Origin of the sequence: Tabrizicola piscis (assembly GCF_003940805.1) — a bacterium.
Lineage (GTDB): Bacteria > Pseudomonadota > Alphaproteobacteria > Rhodobacterales > Rhodobacteraceae > Tabrizicola > Tabrizicola piscis.
Genome location: NZ_CP034328.1, coordinates 3,879,314 through 3,900,408, shown reverse-complemented (window position 1 = coordinate 3,900,408; position 21,095 = coordinate 3,879,314). Strand labels below are relative to the sequence as shown.

Genomic DNA, 21,095 nt, shown 5'->3' with positions numbered 1-21,095 from the left:
AACCGTGGGCCAGCGGGCCAAACACGGCACCATGGCCCAAGTCTTGCACCAGCGCGGCATGATGTAAACTAAAACTTACAGTCGGGTGTTCGCAAAGGTTTACAACGCTCTGCCCTCGGCTAGACTGCCCGAATGGACAGCCACTCACCAAACGTCATCGTCATCGGCGCCGGAATGGGCGGTCTGGCGGCTGCGATCCGGCTTGCCGCCGCAGGCTCTGCCGTCACGCTTGTCGAAGCGGCGGCCACCCCCGGTGGCAAGATGCGCACTCTGCCCTCGCCCGCTGGGCCAGTCGATGCCGGGCCCACCGTGCTGACCCTGCGGCAAGTGTTCGACGATCTCTTCGCGCTGGCCGGTGAGCGGCTGGAGGATCACCTGACCCTCTTGCCGCAAACCGTTCTCGCCCGGCACTGGTGGGAGGGTGGCAGCCGCCTTGATCTCACCGGCGATCCCGCAATCGACGCTGCCGCCATCGCCACCTTCGCCGGCGACCGCGAGGGCGCCGCCTTCCGCCGCTTTGACCGGCTGGCGCAGGGCCTGCACCAGGCCTTCGACGCGCCAGTGATGCAGGCTCCGGGGCCACAGCTTGCCGCGATCCTCCGCGCCACCCTTGCCCGCCCCGCGCTGTGGCCCGCTCTTCTGCCCGGCCTGTCCTTGGCGGGGCTTCTGCGCCGCCAGTTCCGCGACCCGCGCCTTGTCCAGCTTTTCGCCCGCTACGCCACCTATGTCGGCGGCAGGCCCACCCATGCTCCCGGGGTCCTTGCGCTGATCTGGCGGGCCGAGGCGGCTGGCGTCTGGGCGGTTGAGGGCGGGATGCACCGCCTTGCGCTGGCGCTGGCGGACCTTGCAAAACGGCTGGGCGTCACCCTCCGCCTGTCCACACCTGCCCGGCGGATCGTGCGTCAGGGCGGGCGGGTCACGGGGGTGCAGCTGCAGGACGGGATCACCCTGCCCTGCGCGGCTTGCGTCTTTGCCGGTGACCCTGCAGCACTGGCTGCGGGGCATCTGGGCGAGGGGCTGGGGGCGGCCGTTCCAGCGCGCAGCACCACCCCCCGCAGCCTGTCGGCATGGGTCTGGTCTTTCGCCGCCCGTGTCGAAGGGCCACTTGCCGCCGATCTCATCCACCACAATGTATTCTTCTCGTCTGACCCGAAGGCCGAGTTCGGCCCCCTTGCCAAGGGTGACATGCCCTTAGCCCCCACGCTTTACATCTGCGCCGAGGATCGCGCTGCGGGGGCCGTTCCAACCGGCCCCGAACGGTTCGAGATCATCATCAACGCCCCCCCGGGCCGCCCCGACCACCCAGAGGATTTCGCCCGATGCCACGCCCGAACCTTTCAACGCCTGCGCCAGATGGGCCTGACCTTCACGCCCGAGCCGGGTCCGGCGGGGCTGACCACACCCGCCATGCTGGACCGGCTTTTTCCGGGATCGGACGGGTCGATCTACGGCAGGAGCCCGGAGGGCACCTTCGCCGCCTTCGCGCGACCGCAGGCGCGGACGGCGCTGCCGGGCCTCTATCTGGCGGGGGGCGGGGCGCATCCGGGGGCTGGGGTGCCGATGGCGGCGCTCTCCGGCAAGCACGCGGCGGCGGCGGTCATGGCGGACCTGAAAATGGGGGACCTGACTTCTCGGTCCATGTTGCCCCAGACGGCTATGCCTGGTGGTACCTTGACGGGGTCTCAGACGACGGCACGCGCGCCGTCTCGGTGATCGGCTTCATCGGGTCGGTGTTTTCGCCCTGGTACCGCTGGTCGGGCCGGAAATCTCCGCAGAACCACGTCTGCCTGAACGTCGCGACCTACGGCACCGGCGGTCGCTTCACGATGACGGATCGTGGCCGCGCCGCCCTGCGCCAGTCGCCCGACCGGCTCCAGATCGGGCCATCGTCGATGCACTGGACCGGGCGCGAACTGGTGGTTGAGGTGAACGAGATTTCCTCTCTGCCGCTGGTCAGCCGCGTGCAGGGCACCATCACTCTGACGCCCGCGGCCCTGACCGGGGTCGAGGCCCGGCTTACGCCCGACGCCAGCCACACCTGGCGCCCCTTCGCGCCCATCGCCCGGATCAAGGTAGACCTAAGCCAAGGCCACTCCTGGGAAGGCCACGGCTACTGGGACGCGAATTTTGGGACGGCGGCGCTGGAGGCGGATTTCCGGTTCTGGACCTGGGGCCGTTTTCCGCTAAAGGACCGCACCGTCTGCTTCTACGACGCCACCCGCAGCGACGGGTCATCCCTGGCCCTTGGGGTCGAGGTCCTGCGCGACGGGACGGTGCAAGAGATCGCGTTACCACCCGTCAGCCCGTTTCGGCGCAGCCTCTGGGCAGTCCGGCGCAACACGCGGGCCGACCCGGGGTTTCACCCGTCCCAGAAGATGAGCCTTCTGGACGCGCCGTTCTATTCGCGGTCGCTGGTGGAAACGAAGATCGACGGCGAAGTGACAACCGGCGTGCATGAGGCGCTGGACCTCGTGCGCTACCGCCAACCCTGGCTTAAACCCATGATCGCCATGCGCGTGCCTCGCCGGCCGGGATGGGACTTCAAGGATTAACGAAGGATGAAGGTCACCCCTTAAGGCCTTGATTTATGGCGCTTGAGAGGGTGTCCCCGCCCGGGACACCCGCCTCAGCCCCCCACCGGCCCCCGCGCCTCAACCGGGTTCAGGCGGACCATCTCGAAGTTAAGCGCCCCGGCGATGCTGACCCAGATCACATAGGGCACGAACATCAACCCGGCCCAAAAGTCGATCGTGAAGAACACGACACAAGTCGCCGTCACCGACAGCCACAGCCCCGCCATCGGCACCAAGGCCGCCCGCATCCGCTTCAGCCCGAAGAACACCGGGGTCCACAGGGTGTTGAAGGCAATCTGCACCGACCACAGCGCCAGCCCAAGGCTCGCCCCCTCAAACGTCGCGGCACGGGCGGCAGCGGCGGACATCAGCAGGTAGAGGGACATCCACGCCACCGGGAACACCCAGTTCGGCGGCGTCCAGCTGGGCTTTTTCAGCGCCACATACCAAGGCCCGGTGGGAAACAGCGCCCCGGTCGCCGCAGCGGCACCGCAGGCGGTGAGGTAGACGAAGAACAACCCGTAATCCATGCGCGGCACCCCTTTTCCAAGGGAGATAGGCCGGATCGGCCCGTGTCACAACCGCTTAGGCGGAAAGACCCCGGTCGCGGGCCTCAAGCTGGGCCAGAACGCTGAGAAGGGCGTCACTTCTGCCTTTCGAGGGCGATTGCTGGGCGGCCGCGCGCACAAGGAAGGCAACCTCCTCCACCGGCGGGGCATGCAGGACGGGCGGGCGCGGCAGGATGGCCGTGGTGCCGGCCTTGAGCGTGGCAAGCCCAAGCCAGCCAAGCTTTCGGGCACGTCCAGTCCGGGCGCGGGCCGTGATGCTGTCATGGTTCTGGCGGCGCACGGCGCTGCCGATCCCGGCATAGATCATCCGGGCGGCGATGATGCCGGGGCGGCAGCCAAGCGGCAGGGCCGAGACGCCAGCCTCGGACCTTGCGTAAAGGCGGTCGGCTTCGGTCAGCAGTCGCGCTGTGGCAAGGCGGATGGCTGGGGTTGCGGCGGGGTTGGCAAGCCAATCCTCAGGATCGACCCCGGCGGCGGTCAGCCAGTCAACCGGCAGGTACAGGCGGCCTGCCCGCGCGTCTTCGCCCACATCGCGGGCGATGTTGGTCAGTTGCATCGCAAGGCCAAGATCGCAGGCCCGGGCAAGCGCGTCACTGTCGCGCACCCGCATCAGGACGCACATCATCGCCCCCACGGCAGCCGCGACACGGGCGGAATAGGCAAGGACGCCGGACAGGTCATCATAGCGGCGGCCGACCGCATCCCATGCCATGCCTTCAAGCAAAGCGTCAGGCAGCGCGCGGGGCATCTGGAAGTCTTCCACCACAGCCGCAAAGGCGCGGTCGGCGGGCGAGTTCACCGGCCGGCCAGCATAGACACGGTCCAGACGATCCCGCAGCCGCAGGACGGCGGCGGTCTTGTCATGGCCTTCATCCACGGCATCGTCGGCAAGGCGACAGAAGGCGTAAAGCGCCAAGGCCGGATCCCGGACACGGGCCGGCAGCAGGCGCGAGGCGGCGTGGAACGACAGCGACCCCGTCCGAATGGCGGCGCGGCAGGCATCCAGATCGGCTGGGGCGATGTTGCTTTTGGTCATTCGGCGGCCATGGGCAGGGGCAGGTCGGCAACCCGCACGCTTGGCGCCGGGATCAGCCCTGCAGTGACTTCGGCCGTGCCGATCACGCCGGGGACACCCGCGCCGGGGTGGGTGCCCGCACCGCAAAGGTAAAGGCCCGGCACTTCCTCGGACACGTTATGGGGCCGGAAGTAGGCCGATTGCAGGATGCGGGGTTCCAGCGAAAAGCCCGCGCCGAAGGGCGACAGATAGCGGTCGCGGAAGGTTTCGGGGGTGAAGGTGACCTCAGCGCTGATCTTGTCGCGGAAGCCGGGGATCAGGCGCTTTTCCAGCACGTCGGCCATGCGGTTGCGGTAGGTCTCAGTCTCAGTCGCCCAGTCGGCGGCATTGTGGCCCAAGTGGGGGACCGGGCTGAGGACGTAGAAGGTGTCATCGCCCGCCGGGGCGGCAGAGGGGTCTGTCACCGTGGGGCGGTGGACATAAAGGCTCATGTCCTTGGCAAGCCGCCCTGCGCGGAAAATGTCGCGGATGTGGTCCTTGTAGCGGGGGCCGACGACGATGGTGTGGTGGCCGGCATCGGGCCACATGTCACGCGTGCCCTTGGTGCCGAAATACCAGACGAACAGCCCCATCGACCAGCGGGCGCGGGCCATGCGCTTGTCGGTCCAGCGGCGCTTTGCATGGTTGCGCAGCAGCTGGCCGTAGGTAAAGCCCGGATCGGCGTTCGAGACGACCACTTCGGCGTCCAGCCTGCGCCCGTCTTTCAGTGTGGCCCCCGAGGCGCGGCCATTGGTGACGGTGATTTCATCCACCTCTTGCCCCAGAAGGACGCGACCGCCCTGCCCTTCGATCACGGCGACCATGGCATCGGCAATCGCCTGCACCCCGCCCATGGCGTAGTGGACGCCAAAGGATGCCTCCAGATGGCTGACCAGCGAATACATGCTGGTGACGCGGAACGGATCGCCCCCGATGAACAGCGGGTGGAACGACAGCGCAAAGCGCAGGTGCGGGTCCTTGACCCGGGCTGCGGCGTGGGAATGAACGGATTTGTCGGCGCGGTACCAGACGAACTTGGGCAGGACCTTGATCAGGTCCATCAGCTTGTGCATCGGGCGGCGACCCAGATCTTCGAAGCCAAAGCTGTAGCGGGCCTTCGCATCGGTCAGGAAGCGCTGGTAGCCGGGCAAGTCGGTGGGCGACACGCGGGCAACCTCAGCCTCCATCGCGGCGGCGCCGGTCCGCATGGTGAAGCGTTCGCCGTCGTCGAACCGGATCTCGTAAAACGGGTCCATCGGGCGCAGATCCACGTCCTTATGGAAATCGCGGCCGCAGGTGGCCCAGAGGTCGCGCAGGATCTGCGGCACGGTGACGATCGTCGGGCCAAGATCGAAGCGGTACCCGTCCTTGGTGATGGAGGACCCACGGCCGCCGGGGCGGTCCAGCCGGTCGACCACGGTGACCCGCCAGCCCTTGGCGCCCAGTCGCATGGCGGTGGCAAGCCCGCCAAGCCCGGCGCCGATCACCAGCGCCTCACCTTGGCCGGAGGGGGTGTCGGGGCGGGGTCTGATGGGATGCGCTGTGGTCATGGGAAAGGATGATAGAGTGTCTAGCCAGATTTACAACTGTGCAGATCATGCGGCAAAACAGCCCCTTCCCGTAGGGGTATTTTGCGGTAGAGTGTAAGTATAACGTTACACTGGACCGCAGATGCCGATCGCCACCCTAAGCTTGTTTCGATTTGAGGGCCTTGGCCCGAAGCTGTGGGTCATCAGCCAGATGGCAGCGGCGCGTCTGGCCTTGCGGCGCGAACCGCATCTGATGTTCTGGAAACTCTGTGGCTCGGGCACGGGCGAAGGCTTCACGCCAAAGCCGAACTGGGGTGTCTGGGCCATCCTTGCCGCTTGGCCCGACGCGGCAACGGCGCAGGCCGGCATGGCGCAAAGCCCGGTCTGGCGGCGCTGGCGGGCCCATGCGACCGAGGCCTGCACGATCACCATGTCACCGCTGTCGGCGCGGGGGTCATGGGCCGGAGTGAACCCGTTTGTCCCCGAATCCCACCCGGTCGATCCCAAAGGCCCCTTGGCCGTGCTGACCCGGGCCAGCGTCAAGCCGGGCCGCGCGCTGCGGTTCTGGCGGCGGGTTCCCGACATTTCGGCAGTGATCGGGCAAGACCCGAATGTGCTGTTCAAAATCGGCATTGGCGAAGTGCCGCTGTTGCACCAGATCACCTTTTCGATCTGGCCCGATGCCGTCAGCATGACCCATTTTGCACGGGGGGACGGACCGCATGGCCGGGCCATCGCCGCCGTGCGCGCCGAGGGCTGGTTTACGGATGAGCTTTACGCCCGCTTCCGCGTTCTGGGGGTTGAGGGGCGCTGGAACGGCGCGGAATTGCTGTCCCGCGGCGGCCTTGCGGGTGCCCCCCCACCCTCTCCCTCCCCCACGAGGGGGGAGGGAAGTGACAGCCTTGCCGCCGCCTTGGCAGTTGCGCCGCAGGGTGTCCAGACCGATACTGTACGATGCCCATGGTCACCCCCGACCTCGACCCCTGCCGAATGAGGCTCAGATGACCAAGACCCACACGCCCCGCCAGCCTTTCCCCTTCTCGGCCATCGTCGGGCAAGAGGACATGAAGTCCGCGATGACCCTGACGGCCATTGATCCCGGCATTGGCGGCGTCCTTGTCTTTGGCGACCGGGGCACCGGAAAATCCACCGCCGTCCGGGCGCTGGCCGCCCTCTTGCCGCCGATCGAGGCGGTGGAGGGTTGCCCGATCAACGCCCCGCGCCGCGATCTGTGCCCGCCTTGGGCGCAAGGGGTGACGGACCGGATGGTGACCAAGCCAACGCCCGTGGTTGATCTGCCGCTGGGCGTGACCGAGGACCGGGTGGTGGGTGCGCTGGACATCGAACGCGCGCTGACGCGGGGGGAAAAGGCGTTTGAGCCTGGCTTGCTGGCGCGGGCGAACCGGGGGTATCTTTACATTGATGAGGTCAACCTGCTGGAGGACCACATCGTTGACCTCCTCCTCGACGTGGCCCAGTCGGGCGAGAACGTGGTGGAGCGGGAGGGGCTTTCGATCCGCCACCCGGCGCGATTCGTGCTGGTGGGATCGGGCAACCCCGAGGAGGGCGAGTTGCGGCCGCAGCTGCTGGACCGGTTCGGTCTGTCGGTGGAGGTGACCAGCCCGCGCGACATCGAAACGCGGGTCGAGGTGATCCGCCGCCGCGATGCCTATGAAAACCAGTATGACAAGTTCATGAAAACATGGCGGGTGATGGATGCGGGTCTGCGCAACCAGATCCTTGCCGCGCGGGAGGCTTTGCCGAAGCTGAAGACGCCCGGCGTGGTCTTGCACGACTGCGCGGCCCTGTGCCTTGCCCTAGGGTCTGACGGGCTGCGGGGCGAGCTGACGCTGTTGCGCGCCGCCCGCGCGCTGGCCGCCTTCGAAGGCGACACCGCCGTGCGCCGCACCCATTTGCGCCGGGTGGCCCCCATGGCACTGTCCCACCGCCTGCGTCGCGACCCGCTGGATGAGGCGGGTTCGGCCGCCCGCGTGGGCCGGACGCTGGCGGAGGTTCTGCCCTGACCGACATGACTGCCATCCCCGACCCCGTGACGGCCCTGCCGGAGCTCTCTCCGGCCTGGGCGCGGGTGCGGCTGGCCTTGATGGCTTTGGCGGTGGACCCTGCAGGTCTGGGCGGCCTGTGGCTGCGGGCAAGGTCCGGGCCAGTCAGGGATGCGGTGACCGGGGCGCTGACAGCGCTGCCCTTGCCGGTCCGGCGGCTGCATCCGTCGCTTGGCGATGAGGCGCTGTTTGGCGGGCTGGACCTGACGGCGACGCTGGCCGAAGGGCGGCAAGTGCGGACCGAAGGCCTGCTGGCACAACCCTCGGCTTTGGTGCTGACCATGGCGGAACGCTGCCCCGCCGGGTTGGCCGCGCGGCTGGCGCAGGCTTTGGACCATCCAAGGCATTGCCTTGTCGCGCTCGACGAAGGCGCCGAGGCGGAGGAGGCTTTGCCAGGCGCTTTGGCCGACCGACTGGCACTGTTTCTGTCCTTGGACGATATCCCCTTGGCCGAGGCGGTGCCGCTGGCACTGGACCTCGAACAGATCGCCAAGGCCCGGGCGCGGTTCCTGAAGCTGCGGGTGCCGCCCCGCGCGGCCGTCACGCTGACGGGGGTGGCGGCCAGCCTTGGCATCACATCGCTGCGCGCGCCGCTGCTGGCCTTGCGGCTGGCGCGGGTGCTGGCGGCCTTGCGCGGTCATGCCGGGGTGCGGGCCGAGGATGTGACTACGGCAGCGGAACTGGTCTTCGCTCACCGCGCCACGCGCTGGCCAGAGGCGGCAGAGGACCAGCCCCCGCCCCCTGCCCCCGACACTGAAAACGAGGGCGACAGCGATGGTGAAAACCGCCCCGACCCCGGCGACATTCCCGAGGAGTTGGTGCTGGAAGCCGTCCGCGCCGCCCTGCCCGAAGCCCTGCTTGACCAGCTGGCCATCGCCCGCGCTGCCCGTGCGACCGGGGGTGCCACCGGATCAGGCGAGGCGCGGCCGGGCCACAGCCATGGGCGGCCCCTGTCGGCGCGGCCGGGCCGTCCCTCGGCAGGCCTGCGGCTGGACCTGATCGCGACTTTGCGCGCGGCAGCCCCGTGGCAAGGGATGCGGCGGAAGACGGCGCTGCAGGACCGGCTGGTCCATATCCGCCCTTCTGACCTGCGGATCAAACGCTATCAGGAACGCAATGAGCGTGTGCTGATCTTTGCCGTCGATGCCTCAGGTTCCGCCGCCCTTGCCCGGCTGGCCGAGGCGAAGGGGGCGGTTGAACTCCTCCTCGCCCGGGCCTATGCGCGGCGCGACCATGTGGCGCTGATCGCCTTTCGCGGGGCGGGGGCGGAGCTGATCCTGCCGCCGACGCGGTCTTTGGTGCAGACAAAACGGCGGTTGGCGGGGTTGCCGGGCGGCGGGGGCACGCCTTTGGCGGCGGCCCTGCAGATGGCGCAGGACACGGCAGTTCGGGCGCGGGCCAAGGGGCTGACGCCGGTCTTGGCGCTGCTGACCGATGGGCGGGCGAATGTGGCGCTGGATGGCACCCCGGGCCGTGCGCGGGCCGAGGCTGAGGCGGTGGTGGCGGCGAAGGCCTGGCGACGGGCGGGGTTCGCGGGCGTGGTAATCGACACGGCCGCCCGGCCTCAGGACGGGCTTCGTGCGCTGTCTGCCACCCTCGGCGCGGCCTACCTGCCCTTGCCGCGCGCCACGGCGGAACGTCTGTCATCGGCCCTTGAGGCGGCGCTGACGCCGTTGCAAGCTGGCTGAGATGCCAAACACCCTTCCCCCCGACTGGCCGTTTCGCGGCGATGCGCGGCAAGTCCGTGCCCGCCCCCATGACTGGTGCGTGATCGACCATGGCGCTGGTCCCACGGCGCTCCTGTTGCATGGCGCGGGCGCCTCGGGCCATTCGTTCCGCCATCTGATCCCGGCGCTGGATGGCTGGCGCTGCATCGTCCCTGACCTGCCGGGTCAGGGCTTCACCCGCGCCGGGTCGCGCACGCGCTTCGGGATCGAACCGATGGCCGAAGACCTTGCCACGCTGCTGGCACAGCAAGGCTGGCAGCCCGAGGTGGTGATTGGCCATTCCGCCGGTGCGGCGCTGGCGCTGCAACTGTCAACGCTGATCCCGCTGCGCGCCGTCGTGGGGATCAACGCCGCCCTGGGCCAGTTCGAAGGCGCTGCCGGATTTCTGTTTCCGCTGCTGGCGCGGGCCTTGTCGGTGACGCCCTTCGTGCCTTCGGTCATCAGCCGGTTGTGGGGGACCGAGGGCAAGATCCGCAGCCTCTTGGACAATACCGGCTCGCCCCTCGACCCCGCAGGGGTGGCGCAATACCTGACGCTGGTGAAGAAGGCGGCCCATGTCGATGGCACGCTGGGCATGATGGCGCAGTGGCGGATCGACCGGCTGATGGCGCGGGCGCCGCAGATGACGGTGCGGTCGCTGCTTCTGGCCACGGCGGGTGACAGGATCGTGCCGCCACGGGTGTCTCGTCAGGCGGCAGGGATGCTGCCGCGGGCGGATGTGCTGGAGCTGCCGGGCCTTGGCCATCTGGCGCATGAGGAAGACGCAAGCGCGGTGGCGCAGGCGATCACCGGCTGGCTGGCGCGCTGAACGGGCGGGCCTGGCGCAAATCTTTTCGAAAAGATTTGCAAATTCCTTCGAAGGAATTTAGCCCCGCGCGCCCTAGCGCAGGGAGGCGGACATGGCGCCGAAGATGCGGTCCATGTGTTCGGTCAGGTAGATGCGCAGCCAGGGGGTGAACTGGTCGGGTGTCCGCAAAACCTCGGCCGACAGGTCGTAAAGGTCAACCCAGCGGACCGCCTGCACTTCGGACGGGTTCGGCTGGATGCGCAGGTCGGACGGTGCCTCGGCCACGAAGATATCGACCAGCTCATGTTCGATCAGACCGCTGCCGACATCTGCGCGGTATTCCACGCGCCCGGCGAAGGCGGGGTACAGGCCGGCAATCCCCAATTCCTCACGCAGCCGACGCACGGCGCAGGTGGCGGGGTCTTCCTCCCAGCGGGGGTGGGTGCAGCAGGTGTTCGCCCAAAGCCCCGGCGTGTGATACTTGCCCGCCGCGCGCTGCTGGATCAGGACGCGCGGCCCGTCCAGCACAAAGACCGACACCGCCTTGTGCCGCAGGCCGCGCTGATGAACCTCAAGCTTGCCAAGGGGTTGCAAGCGGCCACCCACCCAGGCGGGGATCATTTCTTCCAGACTTCCGTCCATTATCAGGTCCAGCTTGGTTTCACCCAGCCCATCAGATGTGCCACATTCTTCACACCGATCTTCAGATGGGCCAAGGGTCGCGCGGCGACCAGTTTCTTGTTCATGTAAGCCTCAAACGTCAGCTTCTGCACATCAACGTCATGGCACAGGCTGACAAAGCGTTCGCGGCGGTCGTCGGATTTGTAGTAGGCGTCCTGCATCGACCGCAAGACTTTGAACACGGTCTTGTTGTCCTTCATGAACAGCTTGCGGGCCAGTTTGAGGTCCTTGGCCTTGCCCGAGGCAAGGCAGGCCTGCGCCGCAGTCGCCGCGACCCGCCCGCCCAGCATGGCATAGTAGATCCCCTCGCCCGAACTGGGGGCGACCACACCGGCGGCATCGCCAGCCAGCACCACATCGCGGCCATTGTCCCATTTGTCCAAGGGCTTGAGCGGGATCGGCGCGCCTTCCTTGCGGATGGTTTCGCACCCCGTAAGGCCAGAGGACGCGCGCAGCGCCGCAGTCGCCTCTTTCAGGTTGACCCCATCGACCCCGGTGCCCATGCCGACACTGGCCTGATCGCCATGCGGAAAGACCCAGCCGTAGAAATCCGGGGAAATCCGCCCGTCATAGATGACGTCGCAGCGTTTGGGGTCATAGTCCTTGTTCGCGGCGGGGGCCTTGATGATCTCATGATAGGCGATGACGTAGGGGATCGTGTCACCACCCGGCACCTCATCCCGGGCCACGACCGACCGCGCGCCATCTGCCCCGATGATGAGTTTCGTCAGGCTGCGGCGTTCCTCTCCGCTGGCCTTGTCGCGCCAGACGACATGGGTGCCCGCGCTGTCCCGCTCGATCCGCAGATAGGTGCCGGTCAACCGCTCGGCCCCGGCCTTGGCCGCACGGACCCGCAGGAATTCGTCGAAATGTTCGCGGTCCACCATGCCGACATAGCCGTTCTCGATATGGATATCGACCGACCGACCAGAGGGCGAGATCATGCGGGCGACATCGACCTTCGCCACGATCATGTCTTCGGGAATCGCGAAATCCTTGATCGCGCGCGGCGGGATTGCGCCGCCACACGGCTTGATCCGGCCATCACGGTCCAGCATCGCCACGCGTTTGCCTGCGCGGGCAAGGTCTTCGGCAGCCGTTGCCCCGGAAGGCCCGCCGCCCACAACGAAGACGTCATAGGTCATGTCATTCTCCCGGAACAAGGTGAGGGGTGGGCGCGCGCAAGCGGCCGCCGTCGATGATCCGCCAGGCCATCAGGCCCGCGGCGAGGAAAAGTGCGGCTTCGATCAGGAACACAAGGCCGAAGGCGTCCGCCGTATCGCCCGACAGGCGCAAGACATCGACCAGCGCCGCCCCGGCAAACCCGCCAAGCCCTTGCGCGATGGCCTGCGACGCCCCCCAGACGCCCATCCGCGTGCCTTCACGCCCGGACCTGCCCTGCCCGGCCAGCTGCATCATCGCCCCGATCGAGGCGATGGCGAACATGCCGGAGAACACGCCGAGCACGGTGACCGCCGGGGTCAGGAACCCGATGCCCAGCTGCCCCAGCGAGGCAATCAGCAGCAGCATGACCGCCGACCCGACACAGCCGGTGGTGACCCAGACCCGCAGGGTGCCGGTCTTCAGGAACGACACCGCGATGCCAACGGCCAGCATGCCGACAAACATGCCGCCGTGCTGCGCGCCGGACAGGCTGGTCGATTGGCCGGGGGAATAGGCGAAGACAAGGCCCGCATAGGGCTCAAGGATCAGTTCCTGCAGGAAGAAGGCGGTCATCGACAGGAAGATGAACAGCGTGAACACGCGGGTGCGGGTTTCGGACCAGACCTCGGCCAGGCCTTTCAGGAGCGGGGTATCGTCCGGCAGGCGGGTGGGGATGACGCGGCGCTCGATCCCCCAGATGGCGGCGGCGGTCAGGGCCACCGCGCCAAGGGTGACGATGGCGACAATGACCATCAGACGTTGGGGCGAGTAGGGGTCAAGCAGGGCCCCGATCACCCCAGAGGTGACGGCAATCCCGAAGATCATCAGCAGCCAGGTAATCGTCGCCGCCGCCGCCCGCCGGTCAGGCGCGCAGCCCGAGGCCAACAGCGCCAGAAGCGAGGTGCCCGAGGCCCCTGCCCCAAGCCCGATCAGCACATAGGCCAGCACCGACACCGCCAGCCCCCAGCCCTGCCCGGCAATCCCCATCGCCACCATCAGCGACGCAAGGAACGCACCCGACGACAGAATCGCCATGCCGCCGATGATGAACCGCGTCCGGTTGCCTTGCGCGTCAGACCAGAAGCCCCAGCTGGGCCGGGTGATCTGCACGAAGGAATGCAGCGCCACCAGCGCGCCCGACAGCATCGCCGGCAGCGCCAGTTCCACCACCATCAGCCGGTTCAGCGTCGATGTGGTCAACACCACCACCGCGCCAAGGCACAGTTGTACCAGACCAAGCCGGACAATCTGGGTCCAGCTGAGCGTCATGCCAGCCCCCGCAGCGCAAAGGCGGTGACCATCATGCCACTGACGTAAAGGACGACTCCGGTGCCGTTATACCATGGCGCCTTGGCCTTCGGATCGCGCAGCATGACCCGCATCGCGGCCAGTTGCGCCGCCAGAAGCGCGGTGACGGCCAGCGCATGCCACGGCGCGCCCATGACCAGAAGGAAGCAGATCACCAGAAGCTGCGCCATGCCCATCACCGTGCAGGCGATCTTGGCTGCAACCTCCGGGCCAAGCACCACAGGCAGCGACCGTACGCCATGCTGGCGGTCACCCTCCAATGCCTTGAAATCGTTCAGCGTCATGATGCCATGCGCCCCAAAGGCGTACAGGGCGGCCATCATGACCACCTCAAACCGCGGGGCGGCGTTCAGAAGCACGGCAGCGCCGGTGAACCATGGCAGGCCCTCATACGAAAGACCCACCAGCCCCGGCCCCCACCAGCCCGACCGCTTCAGCCGGATCGGTTCGGCGCTGTAGGCCCAGGCGGCGATGACGCCAACCACGGTCGCCCCAAAGCCCCAGGGGCCAAGCAACCAGCCCACAGCCAAGGACAGCCCCGTCATCGCCAGCGCGATCCAAAGGCCCCAGCGCCCGGGAATCCGGCCCGAGGGGATCGGGCGATCCGGTTCGTTCACCGCATCGACGTGGCGGTCGCACCAGTCATTCGCGGCCTGGCTCATCCCGCAGACGATGGGGCCGGCAAGGACCATGCCCAGAACCACGGTCTGCCAGTTCGCGCCAAGCGGGATGCCCGAGGACACCGCGCCGCACAGAAAGGCCCAGATCGGCGGGAACCATGTGATCGGCTTGATCAGCCGCAGCATGGCGCGCGGTTCGGGATATTGGCGGGCGGGGATGATGGAGCTGACAGTCATGTGTCAATTAAACCTTACACTGAGGAGTCAGGCAAGCACAGAATTGTCGCGGGCAGGTACAGGGCAGATGGTTTCAGCCGACCACCCGCCCGGGCTTGCGCGGTCCCGCTACCTTTGGTGCAGGGTAAAGCGGCTGGCCGAAGGCGTCTCTGTGCTTTCGACCCGGGCGGCGGGCCAGACCAGCGCCTGATAAAGCCGCGTGAAGACGGCCGCGTGCCAGTGGCAGGGCCGCCCGGCACCGGGGGTCAGGGGGTTGTTCTCGATCTCGACGGTCAGGGGTCTGTGGCCCGTCACACGAAACTGCCCGGACCCTGCGAAGGTCCAGGCGTGGCGCGTGATGGCGCCGGTCAGAAGCCTAGCCCCCAGCGGGGATGGCAGCGCCCGGATCAGCGCCTTGGCCGGGCCAGGGATGCGGTTGGCAAGGATGTAGTCGGCGGTCGCCGCACCCGCCTTGGCCATCAGCGCTTCGGCCCGGTCGGGCAGATCGCGGTAGACGGTCAGATGCACCGCGCGGCAGGCAGCTTCGGGCCACATCCCGGCACCTTCCGGCGGCACCACCTGCCCCGCCGATTGCATCACCCGGTCACGCGCGGCACGGCCAACTTCTTGGTCCAGTACAGCCACCAGTTGCAGGATGGCGTTCGGCCCGATCCGCGCGCCATCCTCGATGAAGGGCGAGCCGCCATCCATGGCTACTCTGCCGGTTCCTGCATCTGTTCACGCCCGCCGCCGCAGGCCATCGGCCCAAGGTCGGGCACCGCCCGGTCCTTGGCGCGTTCCTTCATCTGGGCGCGCACCGCCTCTTGCCGCTCCTTGTGCTTGCGGCTGCGTTCGGCGCTGGCTTCCCAATCGGCGACTTGTGCTTCGGCAATCGTGCGGGTTTCGTCAAAGTGGAAATCGACCTGCCCCTTGGTCTGCGGGCCCCAGTAACCGGCCTTGCCAAGATCGTAGAAGGTGCGCCCGACCCCGGCCTTGATGAAGGCCTTGAGACACCCCAGCAGATAGCGCCGCCGGAACCCCGTCCCGCGCCAAGGGTAGTGGAACAGGGCCTTGCGCATGTAGAACCGGCGGTAGTTCTTCATCACCCCGTCAAGGAGTTCCCCCGCGTCATCGCGGCGGGCTTCATGATGGGGGTGACGAAGTTATACTTCGAAAAATCAAAGACTTCGACCTGATCCTTGATCTCTTGGAAGAGGGGCGTGAAAGGCCAAGGAGTGTACATCGACCAGTTGGCAAGGTCGGGCTGCCAGTCCCATGCCATTTTGAAGGTCTCCTCCAAAGTCTCCGGCGTCTCGTTGTCGAGACCGACGATGAACTGCGCCTCGGTGAATATATCCGCTTCCCGCAGCAGGCGGATGGCTTCCTTGTTTTCCTCGACTTTGGTCTCCTTGTTGAAGAGATCCAGCTTCAACTGCGCTGCCGCTTCGGTGCCAAGCGACACATGCACCAGCCCCGCCTTGCGATAGAATTTCAGCAGGTCACGGTCGCGGTAGATGTCCGTGACGCGGGTGTTGATGCCCCATTTCACCCGGTCGTTCAGGCCGCGGTCGATCAGTTCCTGACAGAATTCGACGAATTTCTTCTTGTTGATCGTGGGTTCCTCGTCCGCCAGGATGAAGAAGCCGACGCCGTGGTTTGTCACCAGATCTTCGATCTCATCCGCCACTTTCTTGGGGTCGCGCACACGGTAGTCGCGCCAGAATTTCCACTGGCTGCAGAAGCTGCAGGTGAAGGGACACCCCCGCGCCATGTTGGGGATGGCGACCTTCACGCCAAGCGGGATGTAGATGTAATGCGGCCAGTCGATCAGCGTCCAGTCGGGGCGGATGCTGTCAAGATCCTTGACGGTCGGCGCAGCTTGGGTCGCCACGATCTCATCCCCGTCAAGGAAGGCGAGGCCCTTGATCTGGCGGCGGGTCGCGGGCCATTGGCCATCCCGCACCGCTTCGGCAAGGGCGAGCATGATCTCTTCACCTTCCCCCCGCACGATCACGTCAACCCAAGGCGCTTCGGTCAGGACCTGACGGAACATGAAGGTGGCATGCACGCCGCCCAGCACCCGCACTGCCGTCGGGATCGCGTCCGCCGCCAGCTTCAACACCTCTTCCGCCGCATAGATCGACGGGGTGATCGAGGTGACGCCGATGATATCGGGCTGCAGTTCCACCAGCCGCGCCCGCAGGTCTTCGCCGCTGACATGCATCGTCATCGCGTCGATGAAGTGGATGTCATCAAACCCCTTGGCCTTCAGCGCCCCGGCCAGATAGGCAACCCAGGCTGGCGGCCAGTTCCCGGCAATCTCGGCTCCGCCAGAGTGGTAGTTGGGATGGACGAAGACGATGCGCATGGCGGCTCTCCCTTGTGTCAACTTATGTTGACAGGCGGGAGGGCAGCTTTCATTGATTTAGGTCAAACGGGTCGAAACCGGGCTATTCGCCGTCGCGGTTCAGGATGCCATACTTGCGCAGCTTCACATACAGCGACTGCCGCGACAGGCCCAGCATGTCAGCCGCGGCCACCCGGTTGTTACGGGTCAGCTCCAGCGCAGTTTCGATACACATCTTTTCGATGACATCGGTGGTTTCCGCCACGATGTCCTTAAGCGTCGATGACCCCACCAGTTCCATCACCGACCGTGAGCCTTCGTCGGGCAACCCGCCGTTGGCACGGCGCATCGTCTCGGCCCGGCTGGCATCGCGGATCACCAGAACCAGCACCGGGTTCGGCCGGTCGTTCAGCCAGCTGGCCGACAGTTCCACCGCGATCTGACCAGAGAAATCGGTGGTCAGACGCGTGGCATACAGCCGAAGTTGCCCGGTGCGCTTGACGTTGTCCAGAAGCACCCGCAGGTCCACCTGGCCCCGCACCAGATAATCGGCGATGGACCGGCCGCGCACGGCGGCAATGCCGCTGGCATCGGTCAGGTTCAGGAACGCCTCGTTCGCAGCACGGATCACGCCATCGGCGTCGGCAAAGACGATGCCATCCACGCCTTCATGATAAAGCCGCTGCAGATTCTCGCCCAGCTCGTCCGAGGCAAGAGATGCCCGTTCCGCAGGATCAATCAGGCAGAGCAGGATCCGCTCACCCGCGGCACGGAACAGTTTCGGCGTCACAAGCACCCGGCGCTGCGACCGACGCGCTGTGACCTCAACCGGGGTCGCAGCATCGACCGTGGCGATGTTGGCCAGCGCTTCCAGAAACTCGCCCCGCCTCCGGCCATCGAATTCCTGCGCGACGGCAGTGCCGATGAGTTCGGGCCGCGCGCCACCCAGCAGCACTGCCGCCGCCGGGTTCAGGTCCGTGATCCGGCCTGAGGACATGGAGACCAGCATCACCGGATCGCGCGTCATTTCCATCAGCACGCGGTAGCGCGTATCCAGCTCGCGCTGCGCCTCATAATCGCGTTCCAGCGCCAGTTGCGCCGTGACCAGCTGCTGCTGCACTTCGGCCAGCGGGCGCAGGTCGCGGCCCAGCATCAGGATGGACCCATCCGGCCCCATCCGGTGCATCGAATAGCGGACCGGGAAATCCCAGCTTTGCTGCGTGGCGTGGTTCAACTCGATCGTCTGGCTGCGCCGGGCGCCTTCAAGATCGGCCAGCCGCAAGGCCAGCTTGCGCTGGCTTTCCTCGGTCAGGATGTCGGGAAGCTGCATGCCTTCCCAGTCGGTCAGCTGACCAAAGGACCGGTGCGACGGGTTGACCAGCACGGCCACCACCCGCAGGCTTGGCGCGACAAGCAGCGTGATGTCCGCAGCCGTCGCCAGAATCTCGGTCATGAGATCGGGCGGAATCATCGGCAGCTTGCCGGAATTCAACAGATGGCGGCCGTCGGTGGTCACGGAGCAACCAACCGTCGGTCGGCCGCCTCCGTGATGGCAGAGACTTTCCACGCCGCTCCAGCCGTGCCCAGTTGCGCGCCGGCAAGCGCCTGACCCGGGTCGCTCGTGGCAATATCGGCCCCCGTCAGCTGTGCCGCGTTGGACACCCGATCCAGCACCGCACCACCCACGGCCACCCAGAGCCGCCCGCCTGACGCTTCCTTCAACGCCTTCACGATCTTCCGGCCCAGTTCAAGCTTGGTTTCGCATCCCACAGACACCATCGCGCAATCATACTGGCGCTCTTGCACCAGAGTCCGCAGCACGGCCAACCGCGTGCCGATCTGTAGATGCACCGAAATGCCCTGACGCCGCAACTGTCCGGCAAGCACCTGCGCGCCAAAGCTGTGCTGTTCCCCCTCGGGCAGCACGATCAACACCGACGCGCCGTCAACCGCCGTACTGCCATCCCAGCCAAGGCCGATCTGATGGACCAGCGACTGCAACCGCGCAAGGCCGATGGTGACTTCGGCCCAGCCGGCCCGGTCCTCAGCCCAGTCGCAGCCAAGCAGGCGCGCAACGGCGGGAAAATAGCTGTCAACAAGATCGATATCGCTGATGCGGGCACGGCGAATCTCGGGGCGCAGCGCGTCATAAAGCGCAGGGTCAACCGATGCGACCGCGCGCGCCATCGCAAAGACAAGATCAGGGTCGATCTGCTGCAACGCCCGACCGCTACGCGCCGCCAGACGCGCAACAACGGTCCGCGCCAGCGTCGACAATTCGTCTCCGCAACGCTCGATTGGCACGCCATACTGGCTGTCGCGCATTCCGCCACTCCAACCCGTCCGCATCCGGCGTGATTGCCGGTGCTCGGTCCGGGACTGCGCGCACAAGGTCCAGCGCAGCGTTTTCCTTACTGTCCGCCATGGGGAAAGCATTGTCAAAGCAAATTGACACTTTTCGCCAAACGCCATGCGACACTACGCCGTTCCTTGCCGATACCGCTGAAAAACGAAGCAAATATGGGTCTTGATTGGCGAATACGCTGAAATCTGAGCCGGTCGAGACTGTGCAGCAGTGTGTAAGTTTTGGTTGACACTTACGCTGGCCCGTCTAGTCTTGGGTCAAGGCGACACGGTCACGACAACACTTCGGGGAAGACCTTCAGCTTCATGCAGATGACACAGACCACCGGCTCCAGTTCTGGCACCAGATCGCGCCTTTACACGGCGGAAGAGCGTGCCCGCCGTGACGCCACGCCATGGACGATCGTTCAGGGCGTCTTGGCCCCGGCACAATTCCTGGCCTTCGCTGTATCGCTGGTGCTTGTGCTGCGCTTCCTCTGGACGGGGGAGGGCTACATGGCCGCCACCGTTTCGATCCTGGTGAAGACCGGGTTCCTTTACGTCATCATGGTCACCGGCGCGATCTGGGAAAAGGTGGTCTTCGGCCAGTACCTGTTCGCCCCCGCCTTTTTCTGGGAAGACGTGTTCAGCTTTGCCGTCATCGCCTTGCATACGCTGTATATTTACGGCCTCTGGACCGGCGCGTTCACCCCGCATGCCTTGATGTTCATCACCCTTGCGGCCTACGCAACCTATGTGGTCAACGCCGGCCAGTTCCTGCGCAAGCTGCGCTTGGCGCGGCTGGATCAGGCCTCGGAACAGGGGGTGCCGGCATGAGCCTCGACACCCCGTTCCGCAGCTGCACCGACACCCCCGTCCTGAAAGAGCGTGGCCAGCGTGAGGTGTTCTGCGGCCTGACCGGAATCATCTGGCTGCACCGCAAGATGCAGGACGCGTTCTTCCTCGTCGTGGGCAGCCGCACCTGCGCGCATCTCCTGCAGGCTGCCGCCGGGGTGATGATCTTCGCCGAGCCCCGCTTCGGCACGGCGATTCTCGAAGAGAAGGATCTGGCTGGCCTCGCCGACGCCAATGCCGAGCTTGACCGTGAGGTTGCCCGCCTGCTGTCCCGCCGCCCCGACATCCGGCAACTGTTCCTTGTCGGCTCCTGCCCTTCCGAAGTCATCAAGATCGATCTCGCCCGCGCTGCCGAACGGCTGGACGGGGTGCATGCGCCGAATGTGCGGGTGCTGAACTTCTCCGGCTCCGGGATCGAGACGACCTTTACCGAAGGCGAGGATGCCTGCCTCGCCTCGATGGTTCCCGCCCTGCCCGCAACGGATGCCACCGAACTCCTTGTCGTTGGCGCGCTGCCGGATGTGGTCGAAGACCAGATGCTGTCGCTTCTGGCGGCCATGGGCGCAGGCCCGGTCCGCACCCTGCCCGCGCGGCGCTCGACCGACCTGCCCGCCGTCGGCCCCAACACCCGCTTCATTCTGGTGCAGCCCTTCCTTGGTGCCACCCACGCCGCCCTGATCAAGCGTGGTGCCACCCCGATCTCCGCCCCCTTCCCCTTTGGCGAGGAGGGCTCCACCCTCTGGTTCCATGCCGTCGCCGAAGCCCTCGGCCTTGACCGGGCGAAGGTTGACGCCGTCCTTGCCGCCCCCCGCGCCCGCGCGCAGAAATCCGTGGCCGCCGTCGCCGAAACCTTGCGCGGCAAGTCGATCTTCTTCTTCCCCGACAGCCAGCTGGAAATCCCCCTCGCCCGCTTCCTCGCCCGCGAATGCGGCATGGTCCCGGTCGAAGTCGGCACGCCGTACCTCCACCGCGAACTGATGGCGCCCGAACTCGCCCTCCTGCCGCATGGCCCCACGATCTCCGAAGGCCAGGACGTCGAACTGCAGCTTGACCGCGCCCGCGCGGCGCGGGCTGACCTGACCGTCTGCGGCCTCGGCCTCGCCAATCCGCTGGAGGCGGAGGGGCTGACCACCAAATGGGCCATCGAACTCGTCTTCACGCCCGTCCATTTCTACGAACAGGCCGCTGATCTGGCGGGCCTTTTCGCAAGACCCATCCGCCGCCGCGCCCTCCTGACACCGGAGGCCGCGGAATGACCC

The 21,095-nt window shown here is 66.6% G+C and carries 18 protein-coding genes and 1 pseudogene; 8 read left to right on the top strand and 11 right to left on the bottom strand.

Annotated features, from left to right (window positions below; translation table 11 throughout):
* Positions 1 to 132: 132 nt before the first annotated feature.
* Together crtD and crtC are read left to right on the top strand one after the other, a co-directional pair.
* The gene (gene crtD, locus EI545_RS18925) at positions 133 to 1,713 is read left to right on the top strand and encodes a 1-hydroxycarotenoid 3,4-desaturase CrtD (RefSeq protein ID WP_125326921.1); all 1,581 of its coding nucleotides are present in this window, start codon (positions 133 to 135) and stop codon (positions 1,711 to 1,713) included.
* A complete protein-coding gene (gene crtC / locus EI545_RS18920; RefSeq protein WP_125326920.1) occupies positions 1,710 to 2,552 on the top strand; it encodes a carotenoid 1,2-hydratase in 843 nt (280 codons plus the stop codon). The genes crtD and crtC overlap by 4 nt, the downstream gene beginning before the upstream one ends.
* Positions 2,553 to 2,626: 74 nt before the next feature.
* On the opposite strand, the gene tspO is transcribed toward crtC, so the two are convergent.
* From tspO to EI545_RS18905, 3 genes are read right to left on the bottom strand one after another with little or no spacing between them, the layout of a single operon-like run.
* Positions 2,627 to 3,103: a tryptophan-rich sensory protein TspO gene (tspO, locus tag EI545_RS18915; protein ID WP_125326919.1), complete on the bottom strand. Its 477-nt coding sequence runs from the start codon at positions 3,101 to 3,103 to the stop codon at positions 2,627 to 2,629.
* 55 nt (positions 3,104 to 3,158) lie between these two features.
* Positions 3,159 to 4,178, bottom strand: coding sequence for a 15-cis-phytoene synthase (crtB, locus tag EI545_RS18910; RefSeq protein WP_125326918.1), 1,020 nt, complete (start codon positions 4,176 to 4,178; stop codon positions 3,159 to 3,161).
* Positions 4,175 to 5,746 carry a phytoene desaturase gene (locus EI545_RS18905; protein WP_125326917.1) on the bottom strand — a complete coding sequence of 524 codons (1,572 nt, stop codon included), beginning with the start codon at positions 5,744 to 5,746 and terminating at the stop codon, positions 4,175 to 4,177. The genes crtB and EI545_RS18905 overlap by 4 nt, the downstream gene beginning before the upstream one ends.
* Before the next feature lie 121 nt (positions 5,747 to 5,867).
* Here EI545_RS18905 and crtA point away from each other — a divergent pair, with 121 nt between their 5' ends.
* The 4 genes from crtA to bchO are packed head-to-tail and all read left to right on the top strand — an operon-like array spanning position 5,868 to position 10,323.
* The gene (gene crtA, locus EI545_RS18900; RefSeq protein ID WP_281275724.1) at positions 5,868 to 6,719 is read left to right on the top strand and encodes a spheroidene monooxygenase; all 852 of its coding nucleotides are present in this window, start codon (positions 5,868 to 5,870) and stop codon (positions 6,717 to 6,719) included.
* Between the two features lie 7 nt (positions 6,720 to 6,726).
* Entirely contained in the window at positions 6,727 to 7,749 is a 1,023-nt protein-coding gene (gene bchI, locus EI545_RS18895; protein WP_125326916.1) for a magnesium chelatase ATPase subunit I, read from the top strand.
* Between the two features lie 5 nt (positions 7,750 to 7,754).
* Positions 7,755 to 9,476 carry a magnesium chelatase subunit D gene (locus EI545_RS18890; protein ID WP_245990185.1) on the top strand — a complete coding sequence of 574 codons (1,722 nt, stop codon included), beginning with the start codon at positions 7,755 to 7,757 and terminating at the stop codon, positions 9,474 to 9,476.
* Position 9,477: 1 nt separating this feature from the next.
* Positions 9,478 to 10,323, top strand: coding sequence for an alpha/beta fold hydrolase BchO (gene bchO, locus EI545_RS18885; protein ID WP_125326915.1), 846 nt, complete (start codon positions 9,478 to 9,480; stop codon positions 10,321 to 10,323).
* A 72-nt stretch (positions 10,324 to 10,395) separates the two neighbouring features.
* Here the strand turns inward: bchO and idi are convergent, their stop codons facing one another.
* From idi to EI545_RS18845, 8 genes and pseudogenes are all read right to left on the bottom strand, one after another.
* Positions 10,396 to 10,932 carry an isopentenyl-diphosphate Delta-isomerase gene (idi, locus tag EI545_RS18880; RefSeq protein WP_174258198.1) on the bottom strand — a complete coding sequence of 179 codons (537 nt, stop codon included), beginning with the start codon at positions 10,930 to 10,932 and terminating at the stop codon, positions 10,396 to 10,398.
* 14 nt (positions 10,933 to 10,946) lie between these two features.
* The gene (locus EI545_RS18875; protein WP_125326913.1) at positions 10,947 to 12,128 is read right to left on the bottom strand and encodes a geranylgeranyl diphosphate reductase; all 1,182 of its coding nucleotides are present in this window, start codon (positions 12,126 to 12,128) and stop codon (positions 10,947 to 10,949) included.
* A 1-nt stretch (position 12,129) separates the two neighbouring features.
* Positions 12,130 to 13,416: a BCD family MFS transporter gene (locus EI545_RS18870; RefSeq protein WP_125326912.1), complete on the bottom strand. Its 1,287-nt coding sequence runs from the start codon at positions 13,414 to 13,416 to the stop codon at positions 12,130 to 12,132.
* Positions 13,413 to 14,312 (bottom strand): chlorophyll synthase ChlG, encoded by a 900-nt coding sequence (chlG, locus tag EI545_RS18865; protein ID WP_125326911.1) that lies wholly within the window; start codon positions 14,310 to 14,312, stop codon positions 13,413 to 13,415. The genes EI545_RS18870 and chlG overlap by 4 nt, the downstream gene beginning before the upstream one ends.
* 108 nt (positions 14,313 to 14,420) lie before the next feature.
* On the bottom strand, positions 14,421 to 15,002 hold the full coding sequence (bchJ, locus tag EI545_RS18860) for a bacteriochlorophyll 4-vinyl reductase (RefSeq protein WP_125326910.1): 582 nt from the start codon (positions 15,000 to 15,002) through the stop codon (positions 14,421 to 14,423).
* Positions 15,003 to 15,004: 2 nt separating this feature from the next.
* Positions 15,005 to 16,659 (bottom strand): annotated as a pseudogene (gene bchE / locus EI545_RS18855) (magnesium-protoporphyrin IX monomethyl ester anaerobic oxidative cyclase).
* An 82-nt stretch (positions 16,660 to 16,741) separates the two neighbouring features.
* Positions 16,742 to 18,133 carry a transcriptional regulator PpsR gene (ppsR, locus tag EI545_RS18850; protein WP_125327717.1) on the bottom strand — a complete coding sequence of 464 codons (1,392 nt, stop codon included), beginning with the start codon at positions 18,131 to 18,133 and terminating at the stop codon, positions 16,742 to 16,744.
* Positions 18,134 to 18,150: 17 nt separating this feature from the next.
* Positions 18,151 to 18,963 (bottom strand): hypothetical protein, encoded by an 813-nt coding sequence (locus tag EI545_RS18845; protein ID WP_125326909.1) that lies wholly within the window; start codon positions 18,961 to 18,963, stop codon positions 18,151 to 18,153.
* 345 nt (positions 18,964 to 19,308) lie between these two features.
* Between EI545_RS18845 and bchF the strand changes: the two genes are divergently transcribed.
* The gene (bchF, locus tag EI545_RS18840; protein WP_425471608.1) at positions 19,309 to 19,818 is read left to right on the top strand and encodes a 2-vinyl bacteriochlorophyllide hydratase; all 510 of its coding nucleotides are present in this window, start codon (positions 19,309 to 19,311) and stop codon (positions 19,816 to 19,818) included.
* Positions 19,815 to 21,092 (top strand): ferredoxin:protochlorophyllide reductase (ATP-dependent) subunit N, encoded by a 1,278-nt coding sequence (locus EI545_RS18835; RefSeq protein WP_125326907.1) that lies wholly within the window; start codon positions 19,815 to 19,817, stop codon positions 21,090 to 21,092. The genes bchF and EI545_RS18835 overlap by 4 nt, the downstream gene beginning before the upstream one ends.
* The last annotated feature ends 3 nt before the right edge of the window (positions 21,093 to 21,095 follow it).